Below are 23736 nucleotides of genomic sequence, written 5' to 3' on the forward strand. Positions count from 1 at the left end.
GGCGGCCAGAATTCACCGCCTCACTTGTCACTGTTTTTGCGAGGTCACCCATGTACACCGCCATCGGCTATGCCGCCCAATCGGCCACCACCCCCCTCGCCCCGATGAAATTCGAACGCCGCAGCCCGCGCGCCGACGACGTGGCGATCGAAATTCTCTACTGCGGCGTCTGCCATTCCGACATCCATCAGGCACGCAACGAATGGGGCATCGCCGTTTATCCGCTGATGCCTGGCCATGAGATCGTCGGAAAAGTCACCGCAGTCGGTGCGAATGTCACCCGTCACAAGGTAGGCGATCTGGTTGGCGTAGGCTGCATGGTCGATTCCTGCCGCAGCTGCGAAGCGTGCCAGGCGAACCTCGAGCAATATTGCCTCGAAGGCCCGACCATGACCTACGCCACCCCGGACCGGGTCGATGGCAGCAACACCATGGGCGGTTACTCCGACAGCATCGTGGTCAGCGAACACTTCGTTGTGCGCATCCCCGAGAAACTCGCTCTGGCCAGCGCCGCACCGATTCTCTGCGCCGGCATCACCACTTACTCGCCGCTCAAGCACTACGGCGTCAAGGCCGGTGACAAGGTCGGCATTCTCGGCATGGGCGGCCTCGGCCACATGGGCATCAAGTTCGCCAAGGCCATGGGCGCCGAAGTGACACTGTTCACCCGTTCGGCGAGCAAGGCTGAAGAAGGTCGCCGTCAGGGCGCTGATCACGTCATCGTCTCCACCGATGCCGAGCAGATGAAGGCCGCGGCCGGCTACTTCGACTTCCTGCTCGATACCATTCCGGTGCAACACGATTTGAACCCGTACCTCGACACCCTGCGTTTCGACGGTGTGCACATTCTGGTCGGCCTGATCGAGCCGGTGAACCCGCCCGTGCACGCCGGCAAACTGGTGATGAGCCGTCGCGTACTGGCCGGCTCCCTGATCGGCGGTATCGCCGAGACCCAGGAAGTGCTGGATTTCTGCGCCGAGCACAACATCACCTGCGACATCGAAATGCTCGACATCCGCAATATCAATGAAGCCTATGCGCGGATGATTGCCGGTGATGTGAAGTACCGCTTCGTCATCGACATGGCGACGCTGAAGGCCTAAACCTTAGGGCTATACCTTCAAACCAAGCTCCGCCGACAGCCGGGTTGTGACCCCTTTGAGCAGGGGGATCAACTCGGCCATTTTTTCCAGCGGCATGTACGGCACGGTGCTGGCGATACTGATCGCCGCGACTATGCCCTTGCTCGCATCACGAATTGGCGCCGCCACACAGCGGATCGACGGTTCGTTGTCTTCCAGATCGAACGCGTAGCCACCGGCAACGTATTCGCCCATGCGCTGCTCCAGCTGCTCCCACGATTGCTGCGGATGCTGCGGCCAGAACTGACTTTTGCCACCCGCCGGCAGGCTGATGTCGTACAGCCGCCGCCAGTCCTGCGGCGAATCATCGAGCATCAAGGCCTTGCCGATCCCGGTGCGTACCAGCGGCATGCGATGGCCAACCCGCGAGCGCATTTCCGGCCCGTTGCGCCCTGGATTCTTCAGCAGGTACAGCACTTCGTCGCCTTCCCTGATCCCCAAATGCACCGTGTCGCCGGTCAGCGCCGAGAGCTCGTCCAGATACGGCCCGGCCAGGGTCACCAGTGGCAACTCTTCGCGGGCCTGGAAGCCCAGTTCGATCAGTTTCGGCCCGAGCAGATAACCGATTTGCGGCACCACGCGCAGATAACGCTCGTCGACCAGACAGCTGGCCAGACGATGGGTAGTGCTGCGCGTGGTGCCGATCAGCCGGGCGATCTCCTTGAGATCGCGCGCGCCACTGGCCACTGCCTGCACCACACCGAGGCCGCGCAGCAGCGTCTGGGTGCCGGTGGGCGCGGCGTCCTTGGTTTTTTCCGGGGCGTCTTCCTGCATATCCAGCCTTTTACCGTTGAGCGAAGGAACGGGCGGCATTATGGTCGCCCGACGCTGAGCACTACAACTCGATACGCTCGACCTTGCCCACCAGCAGCACGTAGGACAAGGCACCGACCAGTGCGAGCACGGCGATGTAGGTAATCGCCGGCGCGAACGAATCGCCGCTGGCGAGGAAGCCGATCACGATCGGCGTAGCGATCGCCGAAAGATTGCCGATGAAGTTGAACACGCCACCGGTCAGACCGAGCAACCGCGCCGGTGCCAGTGTTGACACCAGCGACCAGGTGATCGACGCCAGCCCGTTGCCAAAAAATGCCAGGGCGAGGAAGGCAATCACCAGCGGCGTCGACTCGACAAAGTTGGCACCGATGATCGAAGTCGAAATCAGCAGCCCGCCAATGATCGGCAACTTGCGCGCGAAGCCCACGGTGTAGCCACGACGGATCAGGAAGTCGGAAAAGAATCCCGAGCACAGAACACCGACGAACGCAGCGAGAAACGGCAGCGATGCAAGCAGGCCGGACTTGATGAAGTCCATGCCGCGATATTTCACCAGATAGGTCGGAAACCAGGTGAGGAAAAACCACAGCGTCGAGTTCAGGCAGAACTGGCCGAGGTAGATACCCCACAACTTGCGTTTGCTGAGGACGACACCCAGATCGGTCCAGCTGAATTTGGCTTTGACCTTGGCCGCCTCGGCCTGGATATCCACCAGCCCGCCGCCTTCGCGGATCAGGTCGATTTCCGCCTGATTGGTGCCTTTGAAATCGCGCGGCTCGCGATACACCGCGTACCAGATCAGCGCCCACAGAATGCCCACCGCGCCGGTGGCGACGAACACCATGTGCCAGCCGAATGCATGTTGCAGCCACGCCAGCACCGGGGTCAGGAAAGCCAGACCGACAAACTGCCCGGAGGTGTAGAAACCGATCGCCGTGGCGCGTTCACGCTCGGGAAACCAGGTCGTAACCACGCGGCTGTTGATCGGATAGGCCGGCGCCTCCAGCGCACCGACGGCCATGCGCAGCACGAACAGCGCGATGAAGCTGCTGACGAAACCGAGCATCACCGTGGCCACCGACCACAGCAGCAGCGCGACGCTGTAAAGGATGCGCGGCGGCACGCGATCGACCAGCCAGCCGCCGGGGATCTGCATGGCAGCGTAAGTCCAGCCGAACGCGGAGAAGATCAGACCGACATGAACCGGATCGATGCCCAGCTCACTGGTCAGCGCCGGCGCGGCAATCGACAGGTTGCTGCGGTCGAGGTAGTTGATGACCACGGTGATGAACAGCAACACCATGATGAAAAATCGCTTGCGGCTAGGCGTGAGTAAAGACGCCTGCCCGGAGAGGGTATGCGTTTGCATGAGAGATGCCTCTTTTTATGTTTGTTGAGGTCATGACGCAGATCTCCTCTCCCTGGAGATCAAAAACTGTGGGAGCGACGGTCCGACGATTCGACCTGCTCGCGAAAGTGCCGGGTCAGTCACATCGATGGCGGATGTGACATTGCATTCGCGAGCAGGCTCGCTCCCACAGGGATCAGCGCTGAATCAGGAGATCACCACTCGGCAAAGCTGCCATCGGCATGACGCCAGATCGGGTTGCGCCAGCGATGGCCGACGGCGGCACGCTCGATCACGTACTCCTCGTTGATCTCGATGCCCAGCCCCGGGCCGTTCGGAATCTTCACGAAGCCTTGGTCGTAGTCGAACACGCGCGGATCCTTCACATAGTCGAGCAAGTCGTTGCTCTCGTTGTAATGGATGCCCAGGCTCTGCTCCTGGATAAACGCGTTGTAACAAGCCGCGTCGAGTTGCAAACAGGCAGCCAGGGCGATCGGTCCCAGCGGGCAATGCAGCGCCAACGCGACGTCGTAGGCTTCGGCCATGTTGGCGATCTTGCGGGTTTCGGTGATGCCGCCAGCGTGAGAGGCATCCGGCTGGATAATGTCGACGTAGCCTTCGCTCAACACCCGTTTAAAGTCCCAGCGCGAGAACAGCCGCTCGCCGAGGGCAATCGGCGTACTGGTCAGCGGCGCCAGTTCTTTCAGCGCTTCGTAGTTTTCGCTGAGCACCGGTTCTTCGATGAACATCAGTTTGTACGGGTCGAGCTCCTTCATCAGTACCTTGGCCATCGGCTTGTGCACGCGGCCGTGGAAGTCGACGCCGATACCGACGTTCGGCCCGACCGCATCACGCACGGCGGCAACGTTGGCCAAGGCGAGGTCGACTTTCTCGAAGGTGTCGAGGAACTGCAGTTCTTCAGTGCCGTTCATTTTCACCGCCGTGAAACCACGGCTCACTGCTTCTTTCGCTGCACGCGCGGTGTCGGCCGGACGGTCGCCGCCGATCCACGAATAGACACGAATCTTGTCGCGCACCTGGCCACCGAGCAGATCGCTGACCGACACGCCGAGGGCCTTGCCCTTGATGTCCCAAAGCGCTTGGTCGATACCGGCCAGCGCGCTCATGTGAATCGCGCCGCCACGGTAGAAGCCACCGCGATAGAGCACGGTCCAGATGTCTTCGATATTGCGTGGGTCTTTGCCGATCAGGTAGTCGGACAATTCTTCCACCGCAGCAGCTACGGTATGCGCGCGCCCTTCGACCACAGGCTCGCCCCAACCGGTCACGCCCTCGTCGGTTTCGACCTTGAGGAAGCACCAGCGCGGCGGAACGATGAAGGTCGTGAGTTTGGTGATTTTCATCTCTGCTCTCTTTGGTAAATGCAGCTTTTATTAGATGCAGCGCACACAGCGCCAAAAAATCTCAACGCAGGGCTTTCCAGGCAGCCACGTAGGCCTTGGCATTGACCGCCACCTGCTCGGGCGTCATGCCCGGTTTGAACAGGCCGGAACCGAGACCGAAACCTTTCACACCGGCGTCGATAAAGGCCTGCATGTTGTCCGGCGTAATGCCGCCGACCGGCGCCAGCACCGTGCCGGCTGGCAACACCGCGAGCCAGGCCTTGACGACCGCCGGGTTCATTTGCTCGGCCGGAAACAGCTTGAGAATGTCCGCACCCTCAGCCAGTGCGGCGAAGGCTTCGGTCGGCGTGGCCACACCCGGCGACAGGAACAGCCCCGCCGCTTTCGCCGCGCGCAACACCTTGGCATCGCTGTGCGGCATGACGATAACTTGTCCGCCAGCAGCTTTGACCTGCTCGACCTGCTCGGGGCTGAGCACCGTGCCAGCACCGATCAGGCAATCGTCGGGCAGCGCGTCACGCAGGATGCGGATACTTTCGTACGGCGATGGGGAATTGAGCGGTACTTCGATGACGCGAAATCCGGCTGAATACAGGACTTCTCCGACAGCCGCCGCTTCCTGCGGTTGCAGGCCACGCAGAATCGCGATCAGACCGTTTTGTGCCAGTGCTTGCTTGAGCATGTCAGGCTTCCAGTCAGGGTTAACGGGATGAGGAATCTATGAGTCCGGCGGCACGCGCCAGTTGCCACAGGCCACGCTCGGTGGCCTGCTCGGCCAGCGTCACCTGAGCAAAGCCGCAGGCGTCGAGGGCACGGCGATATCGCGTGCACAATTGCGCATTGCCGATGAGCACGATCGCTGGAAGATTCGCTTGATTGCGCCGGCGCCGCTGCACATTGGCGAGCGCGGCCAGCTCATGGCCGATCATCAGGCCGGACAGATAGTCCGCCTGAGCAGTCGGGCTCAGTTCACCGGTCAGGCCGAGGGTGCGGGCGCTGAACAAGGTCGAGAGCACACCGAGCGCGGCATCTGTCGACAGCGCGATCTGTACGCCGCGATCGAATGCCTGCGCATCGAAGGTCGCGCTCGGTTGCTGGGTACGGCCAAGGATGCTGTGCTCGCTGAGCACGGCGAACACTTCGCCGGTCATGAACGTGTCGAAATGGGTGATGCGGCCGTCGACCACTTCCACCCACTTCGAGTGGCTGCCGGGCAGGCCGATCAGCAGATCATTACCCGCCTCGACCGGCAGACTTTGCAGCACGCCGAGGACTTGGGTTTCTTCGCCGCGCATCACGTTGGGCAGACGCGAACGCTGGATCACGCCCGGGACGATATGCACCGGTGTACCGCGAAGACTGACAACGGTTTGTAGGGAATTTCCGAGATGGGCGACGTCGGCCGGCGTCTCGCAGTAAGCCGCTTCGCGCCAGCCCTGTGCACTGCCGACCATGCCGCAAGCGATTACCGGCAGATCCGGCTGCGCATCGAGCCAGTCACCACAGGATTCGTCGAAGGCCAGTTCAAAACCATCGGCGCATTCACGGCCGTGGATGATTCGCGGGGTCTTGGGCAACTGCATGATCCCGGACGACAGCGCACGCTGCTCCAGCACCACACCGTCCGCCGCGAGTTTGTAAGCACGTAATGAGGTCGTCCCCCAATCGAGCGCGATCAATTGCGCCTGCATCGCTTCACCTGTTTTGTTTTTGGCAGTGAGTGCGACGGACTATAAACCCGAGGGACGGGAAATCTCAATATATAAATATCAATCCCACATTCTGGGAAGCATCTACAGTAACGGTATCACCTCACTCAAAACGCCGCCCTTGGGCTGCAACGATGGCGATCGAATGCCGGGAAGGGCCGAGTCAGGCTTGCACGGACAAAAATGCAAGGTTCGCCATGCCGCTGCGGTCGGGAAATACTCAGGGAGAGCGGCCCTCGAAAGAGGCAAGGCCGGACGGGATAGTTTTTATTTTGCAGGTCCAGTTGTCAGCAAATCCGCGCTAGGTACCCGCATAATCTTGGAAAAATACGTCTTGTATGTAGTGGAGTGGACTCTATACACACAGGAAATGGAATCTCTGGCTTTTAAAAAGGGATCCAGTGTTTCCCCTTTCAGGCGCCTTTCTCCCCCCTCATCGTCTACCGACTCGTCAAAAATGACATCTGCCCTATAAATCAACGAGTCCTGCGAAACCCTCTCGATAAACCCGAAGCCGGACTGTTTAATTCGATGTGCCTGAGAAAAATCAAGGTCATTTGTCAACGAGCAGACCAGCCCACGCCCTATAGACGACTTGAACAGGCCGAGAAGTTCCACGTCGGACTTGAAATAAACTTGATAAATTCCGGTAGTACGAAGCCGCTCTGTCTTTTCGTATTTAAGGTTAGCAATGGGCCGACCATGATTCAAAGAACAAGCCGAGAGCACCGACATACATATTGTCAAGATTAAAACCTTCACAGGTTGTTACCCCTTAATCCACTTGAATATTGACTCCGCTACAATCTGTCGCGCTGACTTTCCACCGGGCAAGGCGTGAGCATACATAGAGTTGGCATCTGCATGATTGATATCGAGCCGCCCCATGACGTTCGGTCCTTCGGAGATCTCCCATTGCTCACCAAAGTCTGCAACCAGATCTGACAGGTTCCAATCGACCGCAGCTGCCCTGATATTTACCCAATACTGCGCTTTAGGCTTGGGGACCTGACGATATATTTTCGAAATACCATATACGATTTTGCCGTGCCCTACGGGATCCAGGGTCACCAAAATTTTTATTTTGAAACCGCGCTCGGTTAAAACCGCAGACAAATGAGCACCGTTCCAGCCACCCAAACTGTGGCCAATGATATAAATCGCAGTATTGCAACTTGGAATCTTTCGAATAACGTTACGCTCCAAATCCTCCTCACTCATAAATGAGTTATAACCAACAGGCAACGTCGTACAAGATTTCTGTATTTCCAGTGCTTCGATGTCCGCGTCGACCATGTCTCGCACATAGTCGACATTGTGATTGGGACCATCAACGTAATACCGTTCCTGATCGCCAGCTCCACCAACAAGAAAAACCATTGCATCGCGGATGCTTACTGTTACTTGCTTGACCGATTGATCTGTCTTGCAAGTAAGTGTATGACTCACGGGATCTCTTTTCGCCATTGGCGGTGGTGGAGCCTCTGCTGTAGCACTTCCATTTGCCATCTCTAATTACTCCACAAATAATTTAATTGTCTCAGCCAGGTGCGAACTGACGGTATGGGTAAATCCCGCCGCATCCGTCACGCCAGACTCTTCACTGCCGTCACCCCGCTGAATGATGTAAGGGTGATAAGAGACCGGCTCTCCGGTGTCCTGATTGACTACTTGCAACCTGTCAGTGAAATGCACAGGCATCGGCAACAGCCCACTAAATGCTGCCCCTCCCCCACTTTGGCCGATGATCACCGTGCCCGAGCCACCGATCACGACATTGCCATGCCCACCAGTGCTATCGAGCATCGCGGCGTTCAGGCCGTTAATGAAAACAGTGCCGGAGACCGCTCCGGTGATAGGGCTGCCACACGCTGATTTATCGGTCATGCGGGCAGCAGCGAGGCCGTCGAAGAATACGTCCGGCGAGCCGGAGACAATCGGGTTGGTGCCGTGACCTGGCAGTGGGCAGGCGGTTGGGTCGGAGACGCGAGCTGCGGGTTTACCACTCAATTCAAAGCTCCTTGCTTAAGGGGTGCCGGGGATGGCTGATAGATGTCGATGTCGGTCGCGACAAAGCGCCAGCGATTATCGACCGGGTCGAACAGAGCATGACAATGCTCACGGCTTTCAGGTGATGTCGCGGTTTGTATGGCACGCCAGGCTTCGTTGGCTTGCCAACTCAACTCGGCAGGCGTTGCATCATCAAGTTCGTTGAGCCAGGCGTTGTAGTTGCGCAGGTGATTGCGCTCGAAAGTCGATTGCAGCAACTCGACCATTTTCACGCCAAGGTCCAGATGATGCCTGGAGGTCCAGCGCCCCACTTCGGAGTAGACGTGCCAGCCCATCGGGATCAACGCACCGTTTTTCAACAGAGAATGGCCGGCGAGAGCGACGAAGCCGCAACAGACGTGCAGCATCAGCCAGCCTTGATGGGCGTCGATAATCGCTGTGGGATCAAAGGTTCTCAGCGCTACCACGCGGTAGTCGCCAAGGTCGGCACTGCGCGTCATCAACTCGGCATCAAGCCGCGACACGAAAGCCCTTATAGCCACGCCGCCAGTGCGCTGGGCCATGCAGAGAATTTCGACAGCCTGTCGATTCGGGTCGTCAGAAGAGCCGGTGGTTTTCACCAGACCATACAGACGCATGGACGCCTGCAGTCCACTCATAGCTAGTCACTCATTGACGCAGCGAGGGCTCCACAGGCGCGGAGAAATTTTGCCAGATGCATTGCAGGTGTCGTCCGTGAGCGCGCAAAAATGGCGCACAGAATGCCGGACTAGAGCGGTGGCGACAACTGAATCAGCAGTAGATTGCCATCATTGTGCTCAGCCCTCGGCAAATTCGCGCAACACCTTGCCATCCATGCGATACCGCACCCATTCCTCCTGCGGTTGCGCACCGAGGGATTTGTAGAATTCGATGGCCGGGGTGTTCCATTCCAGCACGCTCCATTCGAAGCGGCCGCAGTCGTTGGCGCAGGCGATTTTCGCCAGGTGGCGCAGCAGGGTTTTGCCGGCGCCGCCGCCACGTTGTTCGGGGGTGATGTAGAGGTCTTCGAGGTACAGGCAGTTGCTGCCCAGCCACGTTGAGTAACTGAAGAAGAACACCGCGAAGCCGATCGGCAAGCCGTCGCGCAGGCAGATCAGGCCGTGGGCGGTGGCGCCGTCGCCGAACAGGCTGCGTTCGATGTCGGCGACGCTGGCGATGACTTCGTGACGGGCCTTCTCGAAATCTGCCAGTTCGGTGATGAAGGCGAGGATTTGCGGCGCATCGCTGGGGGTCGCCGGGCGGATTTCGATCGTCATGGACGGGCCTTGTCTGCAAATTAAAGCGTCATACTAAGGCGCGCAGCGGCGCTCGTCACATGGCAAACATACTGACCTGCCCAATTTGCTGAACACTGTTGCCCTTGTGGGAGCGAGCCTGCTCGCGAAAGCATTCTGTCAGTTGAATCAACATCTGACTGAAATGACGCTTTCGCGAGCAGGCTCGCTCCCACAGTTGATACCGCACATTCTGAAAGGATGCTTATGACCGTTAACTGTTTTGCACCGATGGAAACACTAAAGATTGGCATCGTCTGAACAGCAGCCACGTGACCCCGGCGAAGACCGTTCGTCGATCATCAGGCACCAATCCGTCATCAGGGCTGACCAACCAAGTGTAAGGATTCCAATCACTGGAGAAGCCCTATGATCTCGTCAAGGTTGACCGCTTTAGTCTTCAGCGCCCTGCTCTGCCCTGCGGTGTTCGCCGCCTCGTCTACGGCAGCGGGCACTGGCCCTACCGATCCGACCCCGCCACGCGCGCCCGCCATTAACAGTGCCCCCGGTATGAATACCGATGGCTCCGGCGTGCCGTTGATCAATCAGCCACCCGCCACCGGCACCGATCCGCGCACACAAGGCAGCGATCCGGGCCGTCAGGGTGGCATGAACACACCTGATTCTCCGGCCACTCCCCCTGACAACGCCGGCCCGGGTGTCGGTTCGAAAACCACCACCGGTGGCTCCGGTTCCGAAGGTGCCGGTCAGTAGTTCGCCGACGCGAGCGCCCTATTCACTCCCATGAAGAGGTAACCATGAACGTCGACAAAGACCTGGAAAAAGAAGTTCTCACCCGCCTGCTGCACGCGCATCCCAACGGCTTGGGCAAGGAGGTGCTGGACAATTACCGGGGCGAGAAAGTCGTGGCCAGCGCCCTCGCCGCCCTGCAGGATCGCGGGCTGATTCATCATGGTCACGTGACCATGAGCGAAGCGGGCGAACACTCGCTGAACCTGCCGATCAAGCTCAGTTCTGCCGGCGTCGAAGCGGCGCGCAAACTGGATATGCAGTAGTGCCAAGCCGCTCGCCGTCGAAGCGGCGAGCGGCCGGATCCGCAACTTGAGGAGAAATCCCATGCCTCGTGGAAGCAAAGACAAATACACCAGCGAACAGAAGCGCAAAGCCGAGCACATCGAAGACAGCTACGAGAAAAAGGGCGTGTCGAAAGATGAGGCTGAGGCGCGTGCCTGGGCGACGGTGAACAAACAATCCGGCGGTGGCGAGAAGTCCGGTGGCTCGGGGCGCAAGAAGCCCGCAAGTGCCAAGTCGGAAGAGCGCAAAGAGTCATCGCGCCGCGCGGTGGCCAGTCGCAAGGGTCATTCGCGTAACAGCGAAACTTCGAAGGACACGCAGACTGTCGATAGCCTGATGAAGGAAGCCCGGGCGAAGAATATTCCGGGGCGGTCTTCGATGCGCAAGCAGGAGTTGATTGAGGCGTTGCGCAAGGCTGGCTAAGCCTGATGGCCTCATCGCTGGCAAGCCAGCTCCCACAGATTTTTCGGTTGGTTGCACTATTGCACTTACACACGAAGACCCTGTGGGAGCTGGCTTGCCAGCGATTGCGGTGCATCAGTCGCCGCAGGATTCACGGATAAACGCATCCACCTCACTCGCCCCCGGCGATGTCGCCGGCCCCCAGCGCGTCACCGCCAGCGCCGCCGCAGCATTCGCCCGCTGCGCCGCTTCCAGTGCATCGAGCCCCTGCGCCAATCCAGCAACAAAAACCCCGGCATGCGCATCACCAGCGCCATTGCTGTCCACTGCTTTGACAGCAAACCCCGGCACTTGTCGACGCTCGCCACGCTGCTGAATCCAGCAACCCTGCGGCCCGTCGCGCACCACCATCAGCACACTTTCCGGCAGCAGTTCCGCGAGGCGATCCATCGCGACACCAATCTCATCGGCTCCGGTAAATCGCAGCGCCTCGACACTGTTGCTGGTCCACACATCGATGCGCGGCAGCAACGTCTGCATCATCGGCGCGTCAGGTGACTCCACCAACGGCCCCGGATCGAACACCACGTTGACCGACGCCGGCAGTGCCAGCGTCCAGTCGAGCAACACCTGCGCCTTGCCCTCGTGCAGCAGACTGTAACCGCTGAGATAAACGTAATCGCCGGGCTCGGCAGCCACGCTGTTCAGATCGTCCTCGGTCACCTCGCCTTCGGCGCCGATGTAGGAAATGAAACTGCGTTCAGCCGAGGCATCGGTCAGCGCCACGCACAGACCGGTATCGCGCTCGGCCGGTTCGCGGATGCCGATGCAGATACCTTCCGCCTGCATCGCCTGGCGCGCCAGGTCACCGAAACGCCCCGTGCCATGGCGACCGAGGTAAACCACCGGCAGACCGTTACGCACCGCAGCGGCCATCACGTTGAAGCCGCCGCCGGCTTCGAACCCTGCCGACTGCGCCAGCACGTCGCCGCCAATCTGCGGCAGTTTATCCACGGCCATGACCAGGTCGATGATGACCTGGCCGGTGTGCAACATCTTAGGCATGAGCATTCTCGGGTTGCGCGGCGCGGCGATCTTTCGCACCGCCAAGGACCAGGTAAATGCCACCGGCGACGACGAAGGTCACGATCCAGCCGAGGCCGTTGTGGCCCAGCCAGGAGTCGGACAGAAAGCCCTTGAACCAGATGTTCTCCGCCGTGGTGCCGATGGTGGTGAAGCTGAAACCAAGGACGATGGCGATCGCCCAGGCGCCAAATGCGCGCCACTCTATGCCGCCGCGATACCAGTAGGCGCTGCTCGGGCTGACGTCGAGCAGGTCTTTGGGGCTGTAGTAGTGACGGTGAATCAGATCGACGACGAAAATCCCCACCCATGCGGTGATCGGCACTGCCAGCAGGGAAATGAAGGTAATGAACGGGCCGTAGAAACTGTCGGCGATCAGCATGAAGTAGATCGAGCCGGCGAAGATCGCGACGATGTCGACCACCACCGCGTAGACCCGTTTGACCTTCAGGCCCAGGGTCAGCGTGGTCAGGCCGGCGGAGTACACCGACAGGTTGTTCGACAGCAGCAGACCGCCGAACGCGGTGATCAGGTACGGCACGGCCATCCACGTCGGCAGCATGTCGCGGATCGCCACGATCGGGTCAGTCGCCGACGCCAGGTCATTGTTGCCCACCGACAACAAGCCGCCGAGGGTGATCAGCAGCACCAGCGGAATCCCTGCGCCGAACGCCGCCGACGCCACCAGGCGCACAGCCTTGACGCTGCGGTGCTGATAGCGCGACATGTCCGCACCGGCGTTGGCCCAACCGATACCAGTGCCGGCGGCCATGGTGCCGATGCCGATGATCATTGCGCTCAGCGGTGCTGGCGTGGCGTTGAACACCGCACTCCAGTCGATGGTCGCGCAGAGGAAACCACCGACGAGAATGTTCAGCGCACCGAACACGTACGTTGCCCACTTCTGGATCACCAGCAAGGTCGCGTGGCCGAGGCCGGACACTGACAAGGTCAGCAGGACGAAGATGGCGATAAAGATCAGCGTCAGTATCGGCGCACTTTTCGCCTCGACCGGCGAGCCGAACAGGATCGAACACAGCGACAGCAGCACGAAGGCAGCGGTGGTGGTATTGACGGTTTCCCAACCCAGACGCGACATCAGCGAAACCAGCGTCGGGCCAATGTTGCCGCGTACGCCGAAGATTGCCCGGGACAGCATCAGGCTCGGCGCGCGGCCACGCCGCCCGGCAATCGAGATGATCCCGACCACGGCAAATGAGCCGGCGGCACCGAGGATGGCGACGATGATCGCTTGCCAGATCGCCAGCCCGCGAAACGCCACCAGCGTGGCGCCCAGCGGCAGGCCGAGAATGGAAATATTGGCCGCAAACCAGACCCAGAACAGTTGCAACGGATGACCGTTGCACTCAGCTTCCGGCACCGGCTCGATGCCCCGGGTTTCCAGTTGCCCGACGCTTTGCCCGGCGGTTGATGAACTCATGAAAATGCTCCTGTTTGCCTTTTTTGTGGTTGTGGCAATGATGCAAAACGACAAGACAACCGGCCTTCCGAGGCCTGTCTGTGCGATCCATTGCTGTGTGAATTCTTTAGAAATGCGCCGCCCCTTTCGCGAGCAGGCTCGCTCCCACAAGGGAATACATTCCAATTGTGGGAGCGAGCAGGCTCGCGAAGAGGCCAGCCAGTCAACGCAAGGCCAACAGCCCCTGCACCAACGGCTCAAGCTGCAGATGATTAACAACTTTCACCGTCTCGATCATCGGCTCCGGCCAGCACTTAAGACCCAGGCAAGCCCCGAGCATGGCGCCGAGAATCGCCGCGATGGTATCCGTGTCGCCGCCTAGGCTGGCAGCCATGCACAACGCTTCGAATGCCGTCATCTCGCCGATGGCCACTTGCTGAGCCAGTGCGAATGAAACCACCACCGACTCCTGCGACGCCACCGATGTACCGATCACGTCGTAGAGCAGATCGGCGAGCAGTGCTTTGTCACTGTCGACGCTGATACTGCGTGCCCAACTGATGCGCGAGGCGATGCGCCCGCCAGCGACCCAATGCCCGTGGGCTTCGGCTTGCTGAGCGATCTGCTGGCCAAGGTTCAGCGCCTCGCCGAGATCGACGCCATTGATGCCAGCGGAAACCACCGCCGCCACCGCCGCCGCACTGGAAATCCCCAGCGTGGTGTTATGCGTCACCTGGCAAGCCTGCACGACCGCCGCAATGAAGCGCTGCGGGTCGGCCACGTTTGCTGCAATGCCCACCGGGGTGATGCGCATCGCCGCGCCGTTGGTGGTGCCATAACGCCCGGCTTCTTCCGGGGAATACCCGGCGAGGATCATTTCAATGGCGCGCTTGGTCGAGGGGCCGAGCAAGTCCTGCGAGCCTTTGGCCTGCATCTCGGCTTCCCACTCGATCAAGCGCTGGGCGAGGACCGCCGGCTCGATGCGGCCGTGACCTTCGACCAATAACTCGCCGACCAGGATCGCCTGCTCGGTGTCATCGGTGATCGAGCCTTTAGGCATGTTCGCGGCGATCGGTTGCAAGGGACCAGCGTCCTGCAAATCAGTGATCTGGCCGAAGCGCGCCTTGATCGTTTCACGATCGAGCGACTGCGTCGGCATGCCCAGCGCGTCACCCAGGGCCAGACCATAGAAAGCGCCAAGCGCACGGTTGAGCGCGGTCATTTCGATTCTCCGAATTGCAGGTGCAGACGAAAATGCACCGGGTCGAGCAGGCTTTCGACCTGCTCCATGAAACGGTTCTGCCGGTCGTAGGTGGTGCGCAGGGCTTTGAGAAACACCGTGCCGACCGGGCGACCGAGCAGCTCGGCGTCTTCGGCATTCAGCGGCTCGGCGCCGATCCACTGATCGCCGCGCTCGCCGATATAGCCGTAGGCGGCCAGGGTGATGGTCAGGGAATTGTCGATCAAACCGACGCGAGGCAGGCTTTCCAGGCCGCCGTTGGCCGGCATCAAGGATCGTTCCAGAGACACCAGCGTACCGTCGGTGGCGCGCCGGCGACGGTCGAGAGTGATGAATTGATCGGTGCCGAAACGCACCAGCAGATCCGGGCGAGTCACCGCTTCGAGGCGCAACACTTCGGTATTGATCAGCGCCCCGCTGTCGGCCAACGCCTGCGCCCAGCCGCTGCGCTGATCCAGCGCGACACCGCCGAAAGTGACGATGGAACCGACACCGCTCTGCGTGGCGATGTAATTACGCCGCTTCAGTTCGGCCAGCGCCTCACGCAAGGTGCCACGGCTGACCTGGAATTCTTGAGCCAACTGATGTTCGCCGGGCAACAGAAAGCCGTCCTCCATGAGGCCGCTCTCGATGCGTCGGACGAGCTCGTCGACCACCCTTTGTTTCTTGTCGAATCGTACCTGTCTAATCATGTACAAATTGATAACCGAAACGGTCGCTGACGAGCAAGAATTATTTAAGGGAGATGACAGAAGGCAGGAATGGCGCGATCAACTTTGGGAGCGAGCCTGCTCGCGAAGGCGGTATCCCTGACACATCAACGCTGGATGTGCCAATGCCTTCGCGAGCAGGCTCGCTCCCACAGGGAAGTGCTTGTGTCAGCGCTGTTTCAAGCGGTCAATGACCACAGCCAGAAGCAGAATCGAACCCCGAATCACATACTGATAAAACGTATCGATGTTCTTCAGGTTCATCGCGTTCTCGATGATCGCCAGAATCAACACCCCGGCAATCACATGACGAATCATACCGATGCCGCCACTCAACGAAACTCCGCCCAGCACGCAAGCCGAGATCACCGTCAGTTCAAAACCCTGACCAATCATCGGCTGCCCGGAAGTCATCCGCGAGGCCAGAATCACACCCGCCAGCGCACCGATCAAACCATGCACGGCGAAGATGATGATCTTGGTCCGGTCGACGTTCACGCCCGCCAGCAACGCCGCTTCCTGGTTGCCACCGATGGCCATGGTGTTGCGCCCGTAGGTGGTGTAGTTCAGCAGCCAGCCGAAAAACAGGAAGCAGACAATGGTGATCAGAATCGGCACCGGCACACCGAACAGCTGGCCGTTACCGAAGACGAAGAACGATTCCTGCGACACACCGACCGCTTTGCCGTTGGCAAAAATATAGGCCAGGCCGCGCACGATCTGCATGGTCGCCAGCGTCGTGATCAGGGCATTGACGCGCAACTTGGCAATCACGATGCCGTTGATCAGCCCGACGATCAGGCCCATCACCAACGCCGCGCTGACGCCGAGAAACACGCTGTTGGTGTCACGCATCACCACCGCCGCGACCACGCCGGCACAGGCGATCACTGAGCCAACCGAGAGGTCGAAGTGCCCGGATGCCAGGCAATAAAGCATGGTGCACGCGGCGATACCGGTGGTGGAAATCGCCAAGCCAAGGCCACGCATGTTCAGCGGCGAGAGGAAGTTGTCGATCAGCAAGGTGCAGGCGACGAAGATGCCGATCGCCGCCAGCAGCATGACCCAGTCATCGAGGAAGCGCCGCAGGTCCAGCGGTTTGCGCTCGGTCGGCAGGGTTTCGTTTTGCGTAGTCATCATAGTCACCTCTCAGTTCGCCACGCCGTCAGCGCGGTGGCGTGGCAAAGCCAGTTGCAGCAGGTTGGATTCATTGGCCTGGTCGCGGCTGACTTCGCCGCGCAGGGCGCCTTCGCACAGCACCAGGATGCGGTCGGAAATGCCCATCACTTCCATCAGATCGCTGGACACCACGATCACCGAAATACCGTCGGCGGCGAGGTTATGAATGATCTGGTAGATCTCGGCCTTGGCGCCGATATCGATGCCACGGGTCGGTTCGTCGAGCAGCAGGACTTTCATCGGCATCGACAGCCAGCGGCCGAGAATGGCCTTCTGCTGATTGCCGCCGGAAAGGAACTTGATCTGCTGGCCAGCGTGCGGGGTTTTCACTTTCAGGGCCTTGATCTGCTTGTCGGCGTTGCCCTTTTCCCACAGGCCGCGAATCAGGCAGCCAAGCCCGGAATGCGCACTGCGGGCACTGATGTTGATGTTCTCGGCGACGCTGGCCAGGGGGATGATGCCTTCTTTCTTGCGATCTTCCGGGCAGAGCAGAATGCCGGCGGCAATCGCATCACGGGGCGAGCGCAGTTTCAGCTCATGGCCGCGCAATTCGAGACGGCCAGCGGTGTTGCGCTCCAGGCCGCTGAGCAGGCGAAACAGCTCGGTGCGCCCTGCCCCGACCAGCCCGAACAGGCCAAGGATTTCGCCCTTGTGCGCTTCGAAACTGATCGGCTCGCGCAGGCCCGGGCCGAGCAGGCCGTCGACCTTCAGCGCCACGGCACCACGCGGGCGATGGCGGTAATCGTAGATGTCCTGAATGTCGCGGCCGACCATGCAGGTCACCAGTTGATCGTGGGTCAACTGGCTCATGTCATCGAAGGTACGCACGTAGCGGCCGTCCTTGAACACGGTGACGGCGTCGCAGATACGGAAGACTTCTTCCATGCGATGGGACACGTAGAGCACCACTTTGCCTTCGTCGCGCAGACGACCGATGATCGCCATCAAGCGATCGATCTCGCGTGCCGAGAGACTGCTGGTCGGTTCGTCGAAAGCGATAACGTGGGCGCCGCGCGACAGCGCTTTGGCGATTTCCACCAACTGCCGCTGACCCAGCGACAAGCGTCCGACCTTGGTTTGCGGATCGATTTCGTCGGCCAGGCCTTTCAGGCAATTCAAGGCTTTCTGGCGCAGCTCACTGCGATTGATCAGGCCGAAACTGGCCGGCAGATGACCGAGAAACAGGTTTTCGGCCACGGTCATTTCCGGGACCAGATGCAGTTCCTGGTGAATCACCGCGACGCCACTGCCGATGCTGTCAGCGGTGGACTTGAACGCCATCGCCTGCTCGCCGATCTGCAGCTCGCCGCTGCTCGGAATGTAAGCACCACCGAGAATCTTCAGCAGGGTCGATTTGCCCGCGCCGTTCTCGCCCATCAAGGCATGAACTTGACCGGGGTGGGCGACGAAGCTGATGCCGTCGAGCGCTTTCACGCCGGGAAAGGTCTTGCCGATCCCGTTGAAGCGCAGGCTGCCGCTGGCGCCGTGTTGTTCTTGTGTCTGTACTTGCGCGTGCATAAAGCCACCTCTTCACACCGAAAAACGGCCCGGCTGCCCGGGCCGTCGCTGCCTCAGTTCCACAAGCCGATTTTTTCCAGCTCTTGCTTGAAGTTTTCGCGGGTGATCAGGGTGACGTCATCCATGGCGGTGTACTTCGGCGGCTCTTTGCCAGCGGTGATCCACTCGTACATCATCTCGGCGGTCTTGTAGCCCTCGATGTGCGGGCTTGGCAGCATCGAACCGAAGAAGCCGCTGTTAGGCTTTTTCAACTCGCCGATGGCGTCGGTGCCGTTGATGCCGATGCCGATCACGTTGCTCGCGGCAAAACCGGCCGCTTCGGTGGCGCGCACGCCGCCGAGCACGGTGTTGTCGTTCATGCCGCCGATGATCAGGTTCTTCGCCGCGCTCGGCAGTTTCACCAGCGCCGAGTTGGTGGCGTCCATGCTGCCCGGTACGTCGAGGGTTTTCAGCGCGGCGAAGAGGATGTGGTCCTCAGGCATGCCGGCCTTCTTCAGGGCATCGACCGAACCGTCGGTGCGCTTCTTGCCGGTGTCGAGTTCGTTGTAGGTATTGACCACCGCGTAGGTGTCTTTCCAGTCCCAGTTACGCTTCTTCGCTTCGGCGGCCATGGCGGCGCCCTGCTTCTGGCCGACTTCAAACGCGGCCATGCCCAGGTACGGCACGTCTTCCATGAACTTGCCGTTGGCATCGACAAAACGGTCGTCGACGGCAATTACTTTCAGGTCGTTGATCTTGGCTTTGGCCATGATGGCAGGGCCGAGGGACACGTCCGGCGGGCAGATCACGAAGCCCTTGGCGCCGTTGGCGGCCAGACTATCGATGGCCGAGAGGGTCTTCTCGCCATCCGGCACCGCGATCTTGATCAGTTCAAAGCCTTTGTCCTTGGCGGCTTTTTCGGCAAAAGCCCATTCGGTCTGGAACCACGGTTCTTCGGCCTGCTTGACCAGAAAACCGATCTTCACCGCGTCGGCGGCGAGCAGCGCACTGCTCAGGCTGAACGCAGTGACCGCCAGGGCAGTGCTGCACAGGGTACGAATCCCGAAACGACGTTTCATCAGATGACTCCTTGTTATTTTTTTTGAGCAAGGTTTGAAAAGCGTTGAAGCGTGTTCTCAGTGAAGCTGTTTGAAAATAGTCATATCGTATGATGATTGGATTTCAAGCGTAGTTCAGCGCTGGAAATTCGTTTTGTTCAGTCGTGGTACATCACCGAACGACCACCATCGATGGTGATGCACGAGGCGTTGATAAACGGTGCTTCATCGCTGGCCAGAAATACCGCCGTCATTGCCACTTCGATCGGCTGGCCGATGCGCTTGGGCGGGTGCAGGTCAAAGGCGCGCTGCCGTTCGGCGTGCGGATCGGCAAAGCCATTCCAGTAATCGACGTTCAGCTGCGTTTCGATGTAGCCCGGCGCGATGGCGTTGACGCGAATGCCCTTGGCCGCGTATTCGATGCCGAGTGCACGGGTCAGGCCGAGCAAGCCGTGCTTGGCCACCGGGTACGGAAAGCAGCCGGGAATGATGTGGCTGGAATGGGTCGAGGCGATGTTGATGATGCTGCCGACGCCCTGTTCGATCATTTGCGGCAGCACCGCTTTGCAGCCATACCAGGCGCCGTCCAGATCGATGGCGAAGCAGCGGCGCCAGTCTTCTTCGGTCATCTGTAAAGGATCGCGGAACACATTGACCCCGGCGCAGTTGACCAGCACATCGATGCGGCCATGCAATTCCACCGCGCGTCGGGCCAGGGCGTGCAGATCCTGCTGATTCGATACGTCGACCTTGAGCGCCTGCACGTCATGGCCCTGATCGCGCCAGTGAGCGGCGACCTGCTCGACCTTGTCGGCCTGGATGTCGCTGATGAGTAATCTGGCTTGCTGTGAGGCGAACGCGGCGACAATCGCTTCGCCGATGCCCTGAGCGGCCCCAGTCAGCAGCACGACCTTATTTTTCAGGCGCTCGCCTTTCGGCGGGGCCGGCACTGCCGGCAATGTCAGCGCTTCAGCCATGGCTCAGGCCTCCTGCACGCAGGCGCAAAAAAACCGGGCATCGGTCGATGTCCGGTTCTGACGGCTCGGCAAAACAAACAGGCAAGCATCGCCGCCGGCATTGAGCCGTGGCGAAAGGCGGATCCCGCTTGCGCGGGCGAGAAAAATTCGCTGCATCACTTCACCTGTTTTGTTCTTTTTAAGTGTGAGTGCGTGTTACTGCTGGAGCCGACTATAAACCCGACCGCCAAATAATCTCAATATATAATTTTGCATCCCATATTTTGGGATCTAGCCAGCAAAACGCGTACAGAGTTTTCCTGCAACGTCGACGCGCATGCTCAGCACCGCGCCATCCAATGGATGATTCAGTGGACTCTTGGCGCTGGTGATGAATAAGGTTTTCAAGTCTTCGCCACCGAACACGCAACTGGTCGGGCGACTGACCGGCAGATCGATTTTGCGATCCACCTGCCCGTCCGGCGTCAGGCGCAGCAGGCAACTGCCGTCCCAGCGTGCATTCCACACGTAGCCTTCGGCGTCCATCGCCGAGCCATCGGGACCACCGTGTTGATCGGACGAGTAGAACACCTGCGGAGCATCGAGACTGCCGTCGGTGCGGATGAAATATCGATTGAGCGTGCTGTCGAGGCTTTCACCAAACAACAGCGTGGTGCCGTCGTCACTCCACAACAAAGTATTGGGAATGCCCAGACCGAGCAGCAGCGGTGTGACGCGCTGATCGGGATCGATACGGAACAGGCCTCCGGAACGGCGTACGAGCGGCAGATCCTCGCCGTGCTCGCCAATGTTGTTCTGCATGGTGCCCAACCACAACCGGCCCAAGGCATCGCAACGGGCTTCGTTGGGCCGGTTGCCCGGTTGCGGGTCGGCGACACAGAACAGCGTCAAACGTGGCTCGAGGCCGGGCGAATCGAGATCGAGGCGGTAGACACCACTGCTCAATGTCACCAGCGCATCGCCGCTGGCGCAGGGAATGAAGGCGGAGATGTGCTCGGGCATCTGCCAGATCTGCACGTTCTGACCAATCAGGCGCAACGCTTGTTTACCGGCGATATCGACCCAGTAAAGCGCTTGGGTCGGCGCATCCCAAAACGGGCCTTCGCCGAGTTGCGCGCGGTGTTGGGTCAGGGCGGTGCAGGTCATCTGGAATCCTTCATGTTCTTGTTGTTTCCAATGTGGGAGCGAGCCTGCTCGCGAAAGCGGCGTGTCAGTCAATGATGATGCATCTGACCTGACGCATTCGCGAGCAGGCTCGCTCCCACAGGGAATTTTCGGTCTTAGCTGGCTTTGCGGTCCGCCATGACTTTCGGGTAAAAGCGTTTTATCGCCAGGTCGGCGTTGTCGATCAAGGTCATGCACGCCCACACGCCACGGGTCGAATCGCGCGCGGCGATGGCATCGGCCATGTCTTTATGGATCGGCAAGGTGCGGCGCAGTTCATCGGGGTCGGCGGCGGAGACTTCGAACGACACCGCCAGCAACGCGCCGAGGGCCGGGACCATTTGTTCGATGAACTGATTATGGCTGGCGGCCAGGATGCATTCGTGGAAGGCCTGGTCGGCACGGTTGTAGTCGATGCCGCTGTCGACGGCCCGTTCCAGTGCATTGAAAGCCAGTTGCACCGCTTCGATCTGCTCCGGCGTCGCCCGCTCACAGGCCCAGCGCACCGCCATAGGCTCGATGGTGCGACGCAAATCCAGCAGATCATCGACGAAGTTTTCCGGCAACCCATTGCGCGATAGCCAACCGACCACCTGCGGATCGAACAGATTCCAGCGCCGGACCGGCAATACCCGCGTGCCGACTTTCGGCCCGACTTCGAGCATACCTTTGGCGACGAGGGTTTTGATGGCTTCGCGAATCACCGTGCGGCTGACACCAAGCTGTTCGCCCAGATCCGCCTCGACCTTGATGGTCTGCCCCGGCTTGACCTGACCGGCAGCAATCCAACTGCCCAGCCAGTCAACGGTCGACGCATGAAAGCTGCTGGACATGTACACCTCAAGGCGAATCGCGATGGGTGCCTACGCTAATCATCATACGAATAACAGTCAATCGGATTTTTTTCAGCTTGCACAAACCATTGTGGGAGCGAGCCTGCTCGCGAAAGCGTCGTGTCAGTCAACATTGCTGGCGACTGATACAGCGCATTCGCGAGCAGGCTCGCTCCCACATTTTGATGTTGTGTCAGGGTTCCAAGCCGATGCGAAAGAATTCGCCGCAGCTCCACACGCCCAACCAGCGCTGGCCATCGATCTCGCGGCTCACCGCCAGTTCCACCAACTGGTAAAACACATTGCGGTGAATCAGCGCTTCAAGGTTGCTGCGCACATGCACATAAGGCGCAGGCTCCTGGGTTTCAGGATCGATCTCGACGCGGATCGGATGTTCAGCCCCCGCCTCGATGGTTTCCTCGACGTTGCTGGTAAAGCGCAAAACCTGCGCCTCGCCCTCGCCTTGCACTTCCACGGCAACCGCTACGAACGGCGCGTCATCGACCTTGATCCCGACCTTCTCGACCGGGGTGATCAGGAAGTAATCATCGCCGTCGCGGCGGATGATGGTGGAGAACAGTTTGACCATCGGCTTGCGCCCGATCGGCGTGCCCAGGTAGTACCAGGTGCCGTCGCGGGCGATGCGCATGTCGATGTCGCCGCAGAAATCCGGGTTCCACAAATGCACCGGTGGCAGGCCTTTGGTCTTGGGGATCTGCCCCAGCAGGTCATTGGCTGTTTGCGGGTCACTCATGGCGTACTCCTTGATTACTGGTCGCCGATCCCCAGCAGGCTGCGTGCGTATTGCGCCAGTGGGGGACCGATGAGGTCTTCGGGTTTGGAGTCATGGAACGTCAGTAAACCGCCACGACTCTTGATCCGTGCAGTATCAATCAAATACTGGGTGCTGGTCTCGATCAACATGATCTGAATCACGCCGCCATCGATACCGAGGCGATCCACGGCTTCTTGATCCAGCCACTCGTCAGAGTTGCCGATGCGGTCGTCAGCCTTGGCGAAACGCGTGTAAAGCAGATAATGCGCGCCGGCATCACGGGCTTCGCCCATGGCCTGGTCGAGGCCTTCCGGCGCACGGGCGCGGCGGACCATCGGGAAATATTCGACAAAGCCCTTGAAGGCTTCTTCGGCGACCACGTTCGGCCGTGGATAGGAACCACCCGGCGGTGCGAACGCGCCCTGGGCGATGAAGATGAACGAGTCCGGCTGAATGCGGATATTGTTCACCCGGCGGCTGTCGCTATGGTCCAGAAGCCCCGCATCGCTCATGTGATAGCGAGTGCCTTCGGCCATATCGCTGACATTCATGCAGCCGCCAAGCGCCAAAACGGCCAGCAGCAAAACCAGGCTACGCATCCTATTCCTCCAGAAGCCGGTGTCGGAAAACCGGCGAATGGCCGTTGGATGCAGCTTTTGCGCCAGCTCGGCAAATTCAGTGATAGAGGCATTCGCGA

25 protein-coding genes are annotated in these 23736 nt (G+C 59.9%); 4 read left to right on the forward strand and 21 right to left on the reverse strand.

Going from position 1 to position 23736, the window contains the following annotated elements; all coding sequences use genetic code 11:
* Positions 1–50 precede the first annotated feature (50 nt).
* Positions 51–1103, forward strand: coding sequence for an NAD(P)-dependent alcohol dehydrogenase (locus KVG87_RS17390; protein WP_071173192.1), 1053 nt, complete (start codon positions 51–53; stop codon positions 1101–1103).
* Positions 1104–1112: 9 nt separating this feature from the next.
* Here the strand turns inward: KVG87_RS17390 and KVG87_RS17395 are convergent, their stop codons facing one another.
* The 9 genes from KVG87_RS17395 to KVG87_RS17435 form a co-directional block, all read right to left on the reverse strand.
* Positions 1113–1916: an IclR family transcriptional regulator gene (locus KVG87_RS17395; protein ID WP_016770958.1), complete on the reverse strand. Its 804-nt coding sequence runs from the start codon at positions 1914–1916 to the stop codon at positions 1113–1115.
* 61 nt (positions 1917–1977) lie between these two features.
* The gene (locus KVG87_RS17400; protein WP_217851762.1) at positions 1978–3288 is read right to left on the reverse strand and encodes an MFS transporter; all 1311 of its coding nucleotides are present in this window, start codon (positions 3286–3288) and stop codon (positions 1978–1980) included.
* A gap of 194 nt (positions 3289–3482) precedes the next feature.
* A complete protein-coding gene (gene dgoD, locus KVG87_RS17405) occupies positions 3483–4631 on the reverse strand; it encodes a galactonate dehydratase (RefSeq protein ID WP_016770960.1) in 1149 nt (382 codons plus the stop codon).
* 61 nt (positions 4632–4692) lie between these two features.
* Positions 4693–5313 carry a 2-dehydro-3-deoxy-6-phosphogalactonate aldolase gene (locus tag KVG87_RS17410; protein WP_217851764.1) on the reverse strand — a complete coding sequence of 207 codons (621 nt, stop codon included), beginning with the start codon at positions 5311–5313 and terminating at the stop codon, positions 4693–4695.
* 19 nt (positions 5314–5332) lie between these two features.
* Complete coding sequence (locus tag KVG87_RS17415; RefSeq protein ID WP_217851766.1) at positions 5333–6322, reverse strand: 2-dehydro-3-deoxygalactonokinase; 990 nt, start codon at positions 6320–6322, stop codon at positions 5333–5335.
* Between the two features lie 786 nt (positions 6323–7108).
* Positions 7109–7789 carry an alpha/beta hydrolase gene (locus KVG87_RS17420; protein ID WP_367616687.1) on the reverse strand — a complete coding sequence of 227 codons (681 nt, stop codon included), beginning with the start codon at positions 7787–7789 and terminating at the stop codon, positions 7109–7111.
* A gap of 66 nt (positions 7790–7855) precedes the next feature.
* Positions 7856–8350 carry a PAAR domain-containing protein gene (locus KVG87_RS17425; protein ID WP_122707385.1) on the reverse strand — a complete coding sequence of 165 codons (495 nt, stop codon included), beginning with the start codon at positions 8348–8350 and terminating at the stop codon, positions 7856–7858.
* Positions 8347–9009 (reverse strand): hypothetical protein, encoded by a 663-nt coding sequence (locus KVG87_RS17430; RefSeq protein ID WP_217851770.1) that lies wholly within the window; start codon positions 9007–9009, stop codon positions 8347–8349. Before KVG87_RS17430 ends, KVG87_RS17425 begins: the two co-directional genes overlap by 4 nt.
* Positions 9010–9168: 159 nt before the next feature.
* Positions 9169–9648, reverse strand: coding sequence for a GNAT family N-acetyltransferase (locus tag KVG87_RS17435; RefSeq protein WP_064361472.1), 480 nt, complete (start codon positions 9646–9648; stop codon positions 9169–9171).
* A 387-nt stretch (positions 9649–10035) separates the two neighbouring features.
* On the opposite strand from KVG87_RS17435, the gene KVG87_RS17440 reads away from it, so the two are divergent.
* The 3 genes from KVG87_RS17440 (at position 10036) to KVG87_RS17450 (ending at position 11124) form a co-directional block, all read left to right on the forward strand.
* Positions 10036–10380 (forward strand): hypothetical protein, encoded by a 345-nt coding sequence (locus tag KVG87_RS17440; RefSeq protein ID WP_041479419.1) that lies wholly within the window; start codon positions 10036–10038, stop codon positions 10378–10380.
* Between the two features lie 44 nt (positions 10381–10424).
* Positions 10425–10682 (forward strand): hypothetical protein, encoded by a 258-nt coding sequence (locus KVG87_RS17445; protein ID WP_110646004.1) that lies wholly within the window; start codon positions 10425–10427, stop codon positions 10680–10682.
* Between the two features lie 61 nt (positions 10683–10743).
* Positions 10744–11124 carry a Rho termination factor N-terminal domain-containing protein gene (locus KVG87_RS17450; RefSeq protein WP_217851772.1) on the forward strand — a complete coding sequence of 127 codons (381 nt, stop codon included), beginning with the start codon at positions 10744–10746 and terminating at the stop codon, positions 11122–11124.
* A gap of 114 nt (positions 11125–11238) precedes the next feature.
* Here the strand turns inward: KVG87_RS17450 and KVG87_RS17455 are convergent, their stop codons facing one another.
* From KVG87_RS17455 to KVG87_RS17510, 12 genes are all read right to left on the reverse strand, one after another.
* Positions 11239–12168: a PfkB family carbohydrate kinase gene (locus KVG87_RS17455; RefSeq protein ID WP_217851774.1), complete on the reverse strand. Its 930-nt coding sequence runs from the start codon at positions 12166–12168 to the stop codon at positions 11239–11241.
* Positions 12161–13627 carry a purine-cytosine permease family protein gene (locus KVG87_RS17460; protein ID WP_217851776.1) on the reverse strand — a complete coding sequence of 489 codons (1467 nt, stop codon included), beginning with the start codon at positions 13625–13627 and terminating at the stop codon, positions 12161–12163. Before KVG87_RS17460 ends, KVG87_RS17455 begins: the two co-directional genes overlap by 8 nt.
* A 202-nt stretch (positions 13628–13829) precedes the next feature.
* Entirely contained in the window at positions 13830–14828 is a 999-nt protein-coding gene (locus KVG87_RS17465; RefSeq protein WP_217851778.1) for an ADP-ribosylglycohydrolase family protein, read from the reverse strand.
* Positions 14825–15538 carry a GntR family transcriptional regulator gene (locus KVG87_RS17470; protein ID WP_217851780.1) on the reverse strand — a complete coding sequence of 238 codons (714 nt, stop codon included), beginning with the start codon at positions 15536–15538 and terminating at the stop codon, positions 14825–14827. The genes KVG87_RS17465 and KVG87_RS17470 overlap by 4 nt, the downstream gene beginning before the upstream one ends.
* 186 nt (positions 15539–15724) lie before the next feature.
* On the reverse strand, positions 15725–16693 hold the full coding sequence (araH, locus tag KVG87_RS17475; RefSeq protein WP_038861078.1) for an L-arabinose ABC transporter permease AraH: 969 nt from the start codon (positions 16691–16693) through the stop codon (positions 15725–15727).
* Positions 16694–16705: 12 nt separating this feature from the next.
* A complete protein-coding gene (gene araG, locus KVG87_RS17480; RefSeq protein WP_217851782.1) occupies positions 16706–18253 on the reverse strand; it encodes an L-arabinose ABC transporter ATP-binding protein AraG in 1548 nt (515 codons plus the stop codon).
* Between the two features lie 53 nt (positions 18254–18306).
* Positions 18307–19311, reverse strand: coding sequence for a substrate-binding domain-containing protein (locus KVG87_RS17485; protein WP_016770973.1), 1005 nt, complete (start codon positions 19309–19311; stop codon positions 18307–18309).
* A gap of 137 nt (positions 19312–19448) precedes the next feature.
* Entirely contained in the window at positions 19449–20267 is an 819-nt protein-coding gene (locus KVG87_RS17490) for an SDR family oxidoreductase (RefSeq protein WP_076563800.1), read from the reverse strand.
* Positions 20268–20537: 270 nt separating this feature from the next.
* Complete coding sequence (locus KVG87_RS17495; RefSeq protein ID WP_095181628.1) at positions 20538–21413, reverse strand: SMP-30/gluconolactonase/LRE family protein; 876 nt, start codon at positions 21411–21413, stop codon at positions 20538–20540.
* A 134-nt stretch (positions 21414–21547) separates the two neighbouring features.
* The gene (locus tag KVG87_RS17500; protein ID WP_039760144.1) at positions 21548–22264 is read right to left on the reverse strand and encodes a FadR/GntR family transcriptional regulator; all 717 of its coding nucleotides are present in this window, start codon (positions 22262–22264) and stop codon (positions 21548–21550) included.
* Between the two features lie 193 nt (positions 22265–22457).
* Positions 22458–23018: a DUF1285 domain-containing protein gene (locus KVG87_RS17505; protein WP_217851784.1), complete on the reverse strand. Its 561-nt coding sequence runs from the start codon at positions 23016–23018 to the stop codon at positions 22458–22460.
* A 14-nt stretch (positions 23019–23032) separates the two neighbouring features.
* A complete protein-coding gene (locus KVG87_RS17510; RefSeq protein WP_024013915.1) occupies positions 23033–23638 on the reverse strand; it encodes a DUF4823 domain-containing protein in 606 nt (201 codons plus the stop codon).
* Between the last annotated feature and the right edge of the window lie 98 nt (positions 23639–23736).

It is taken from the genome of Pseudomonas siliginis (assembly GCF_019145195.1).
Taxonomy (GTDB): domain Bacteria; phylum Pseudomonadota; class Gammaproteobacteria; order Pseudomonadales; family Pseudomonadaceae; genus Aquipseudomonas; species Aquipseudomonas siliginis.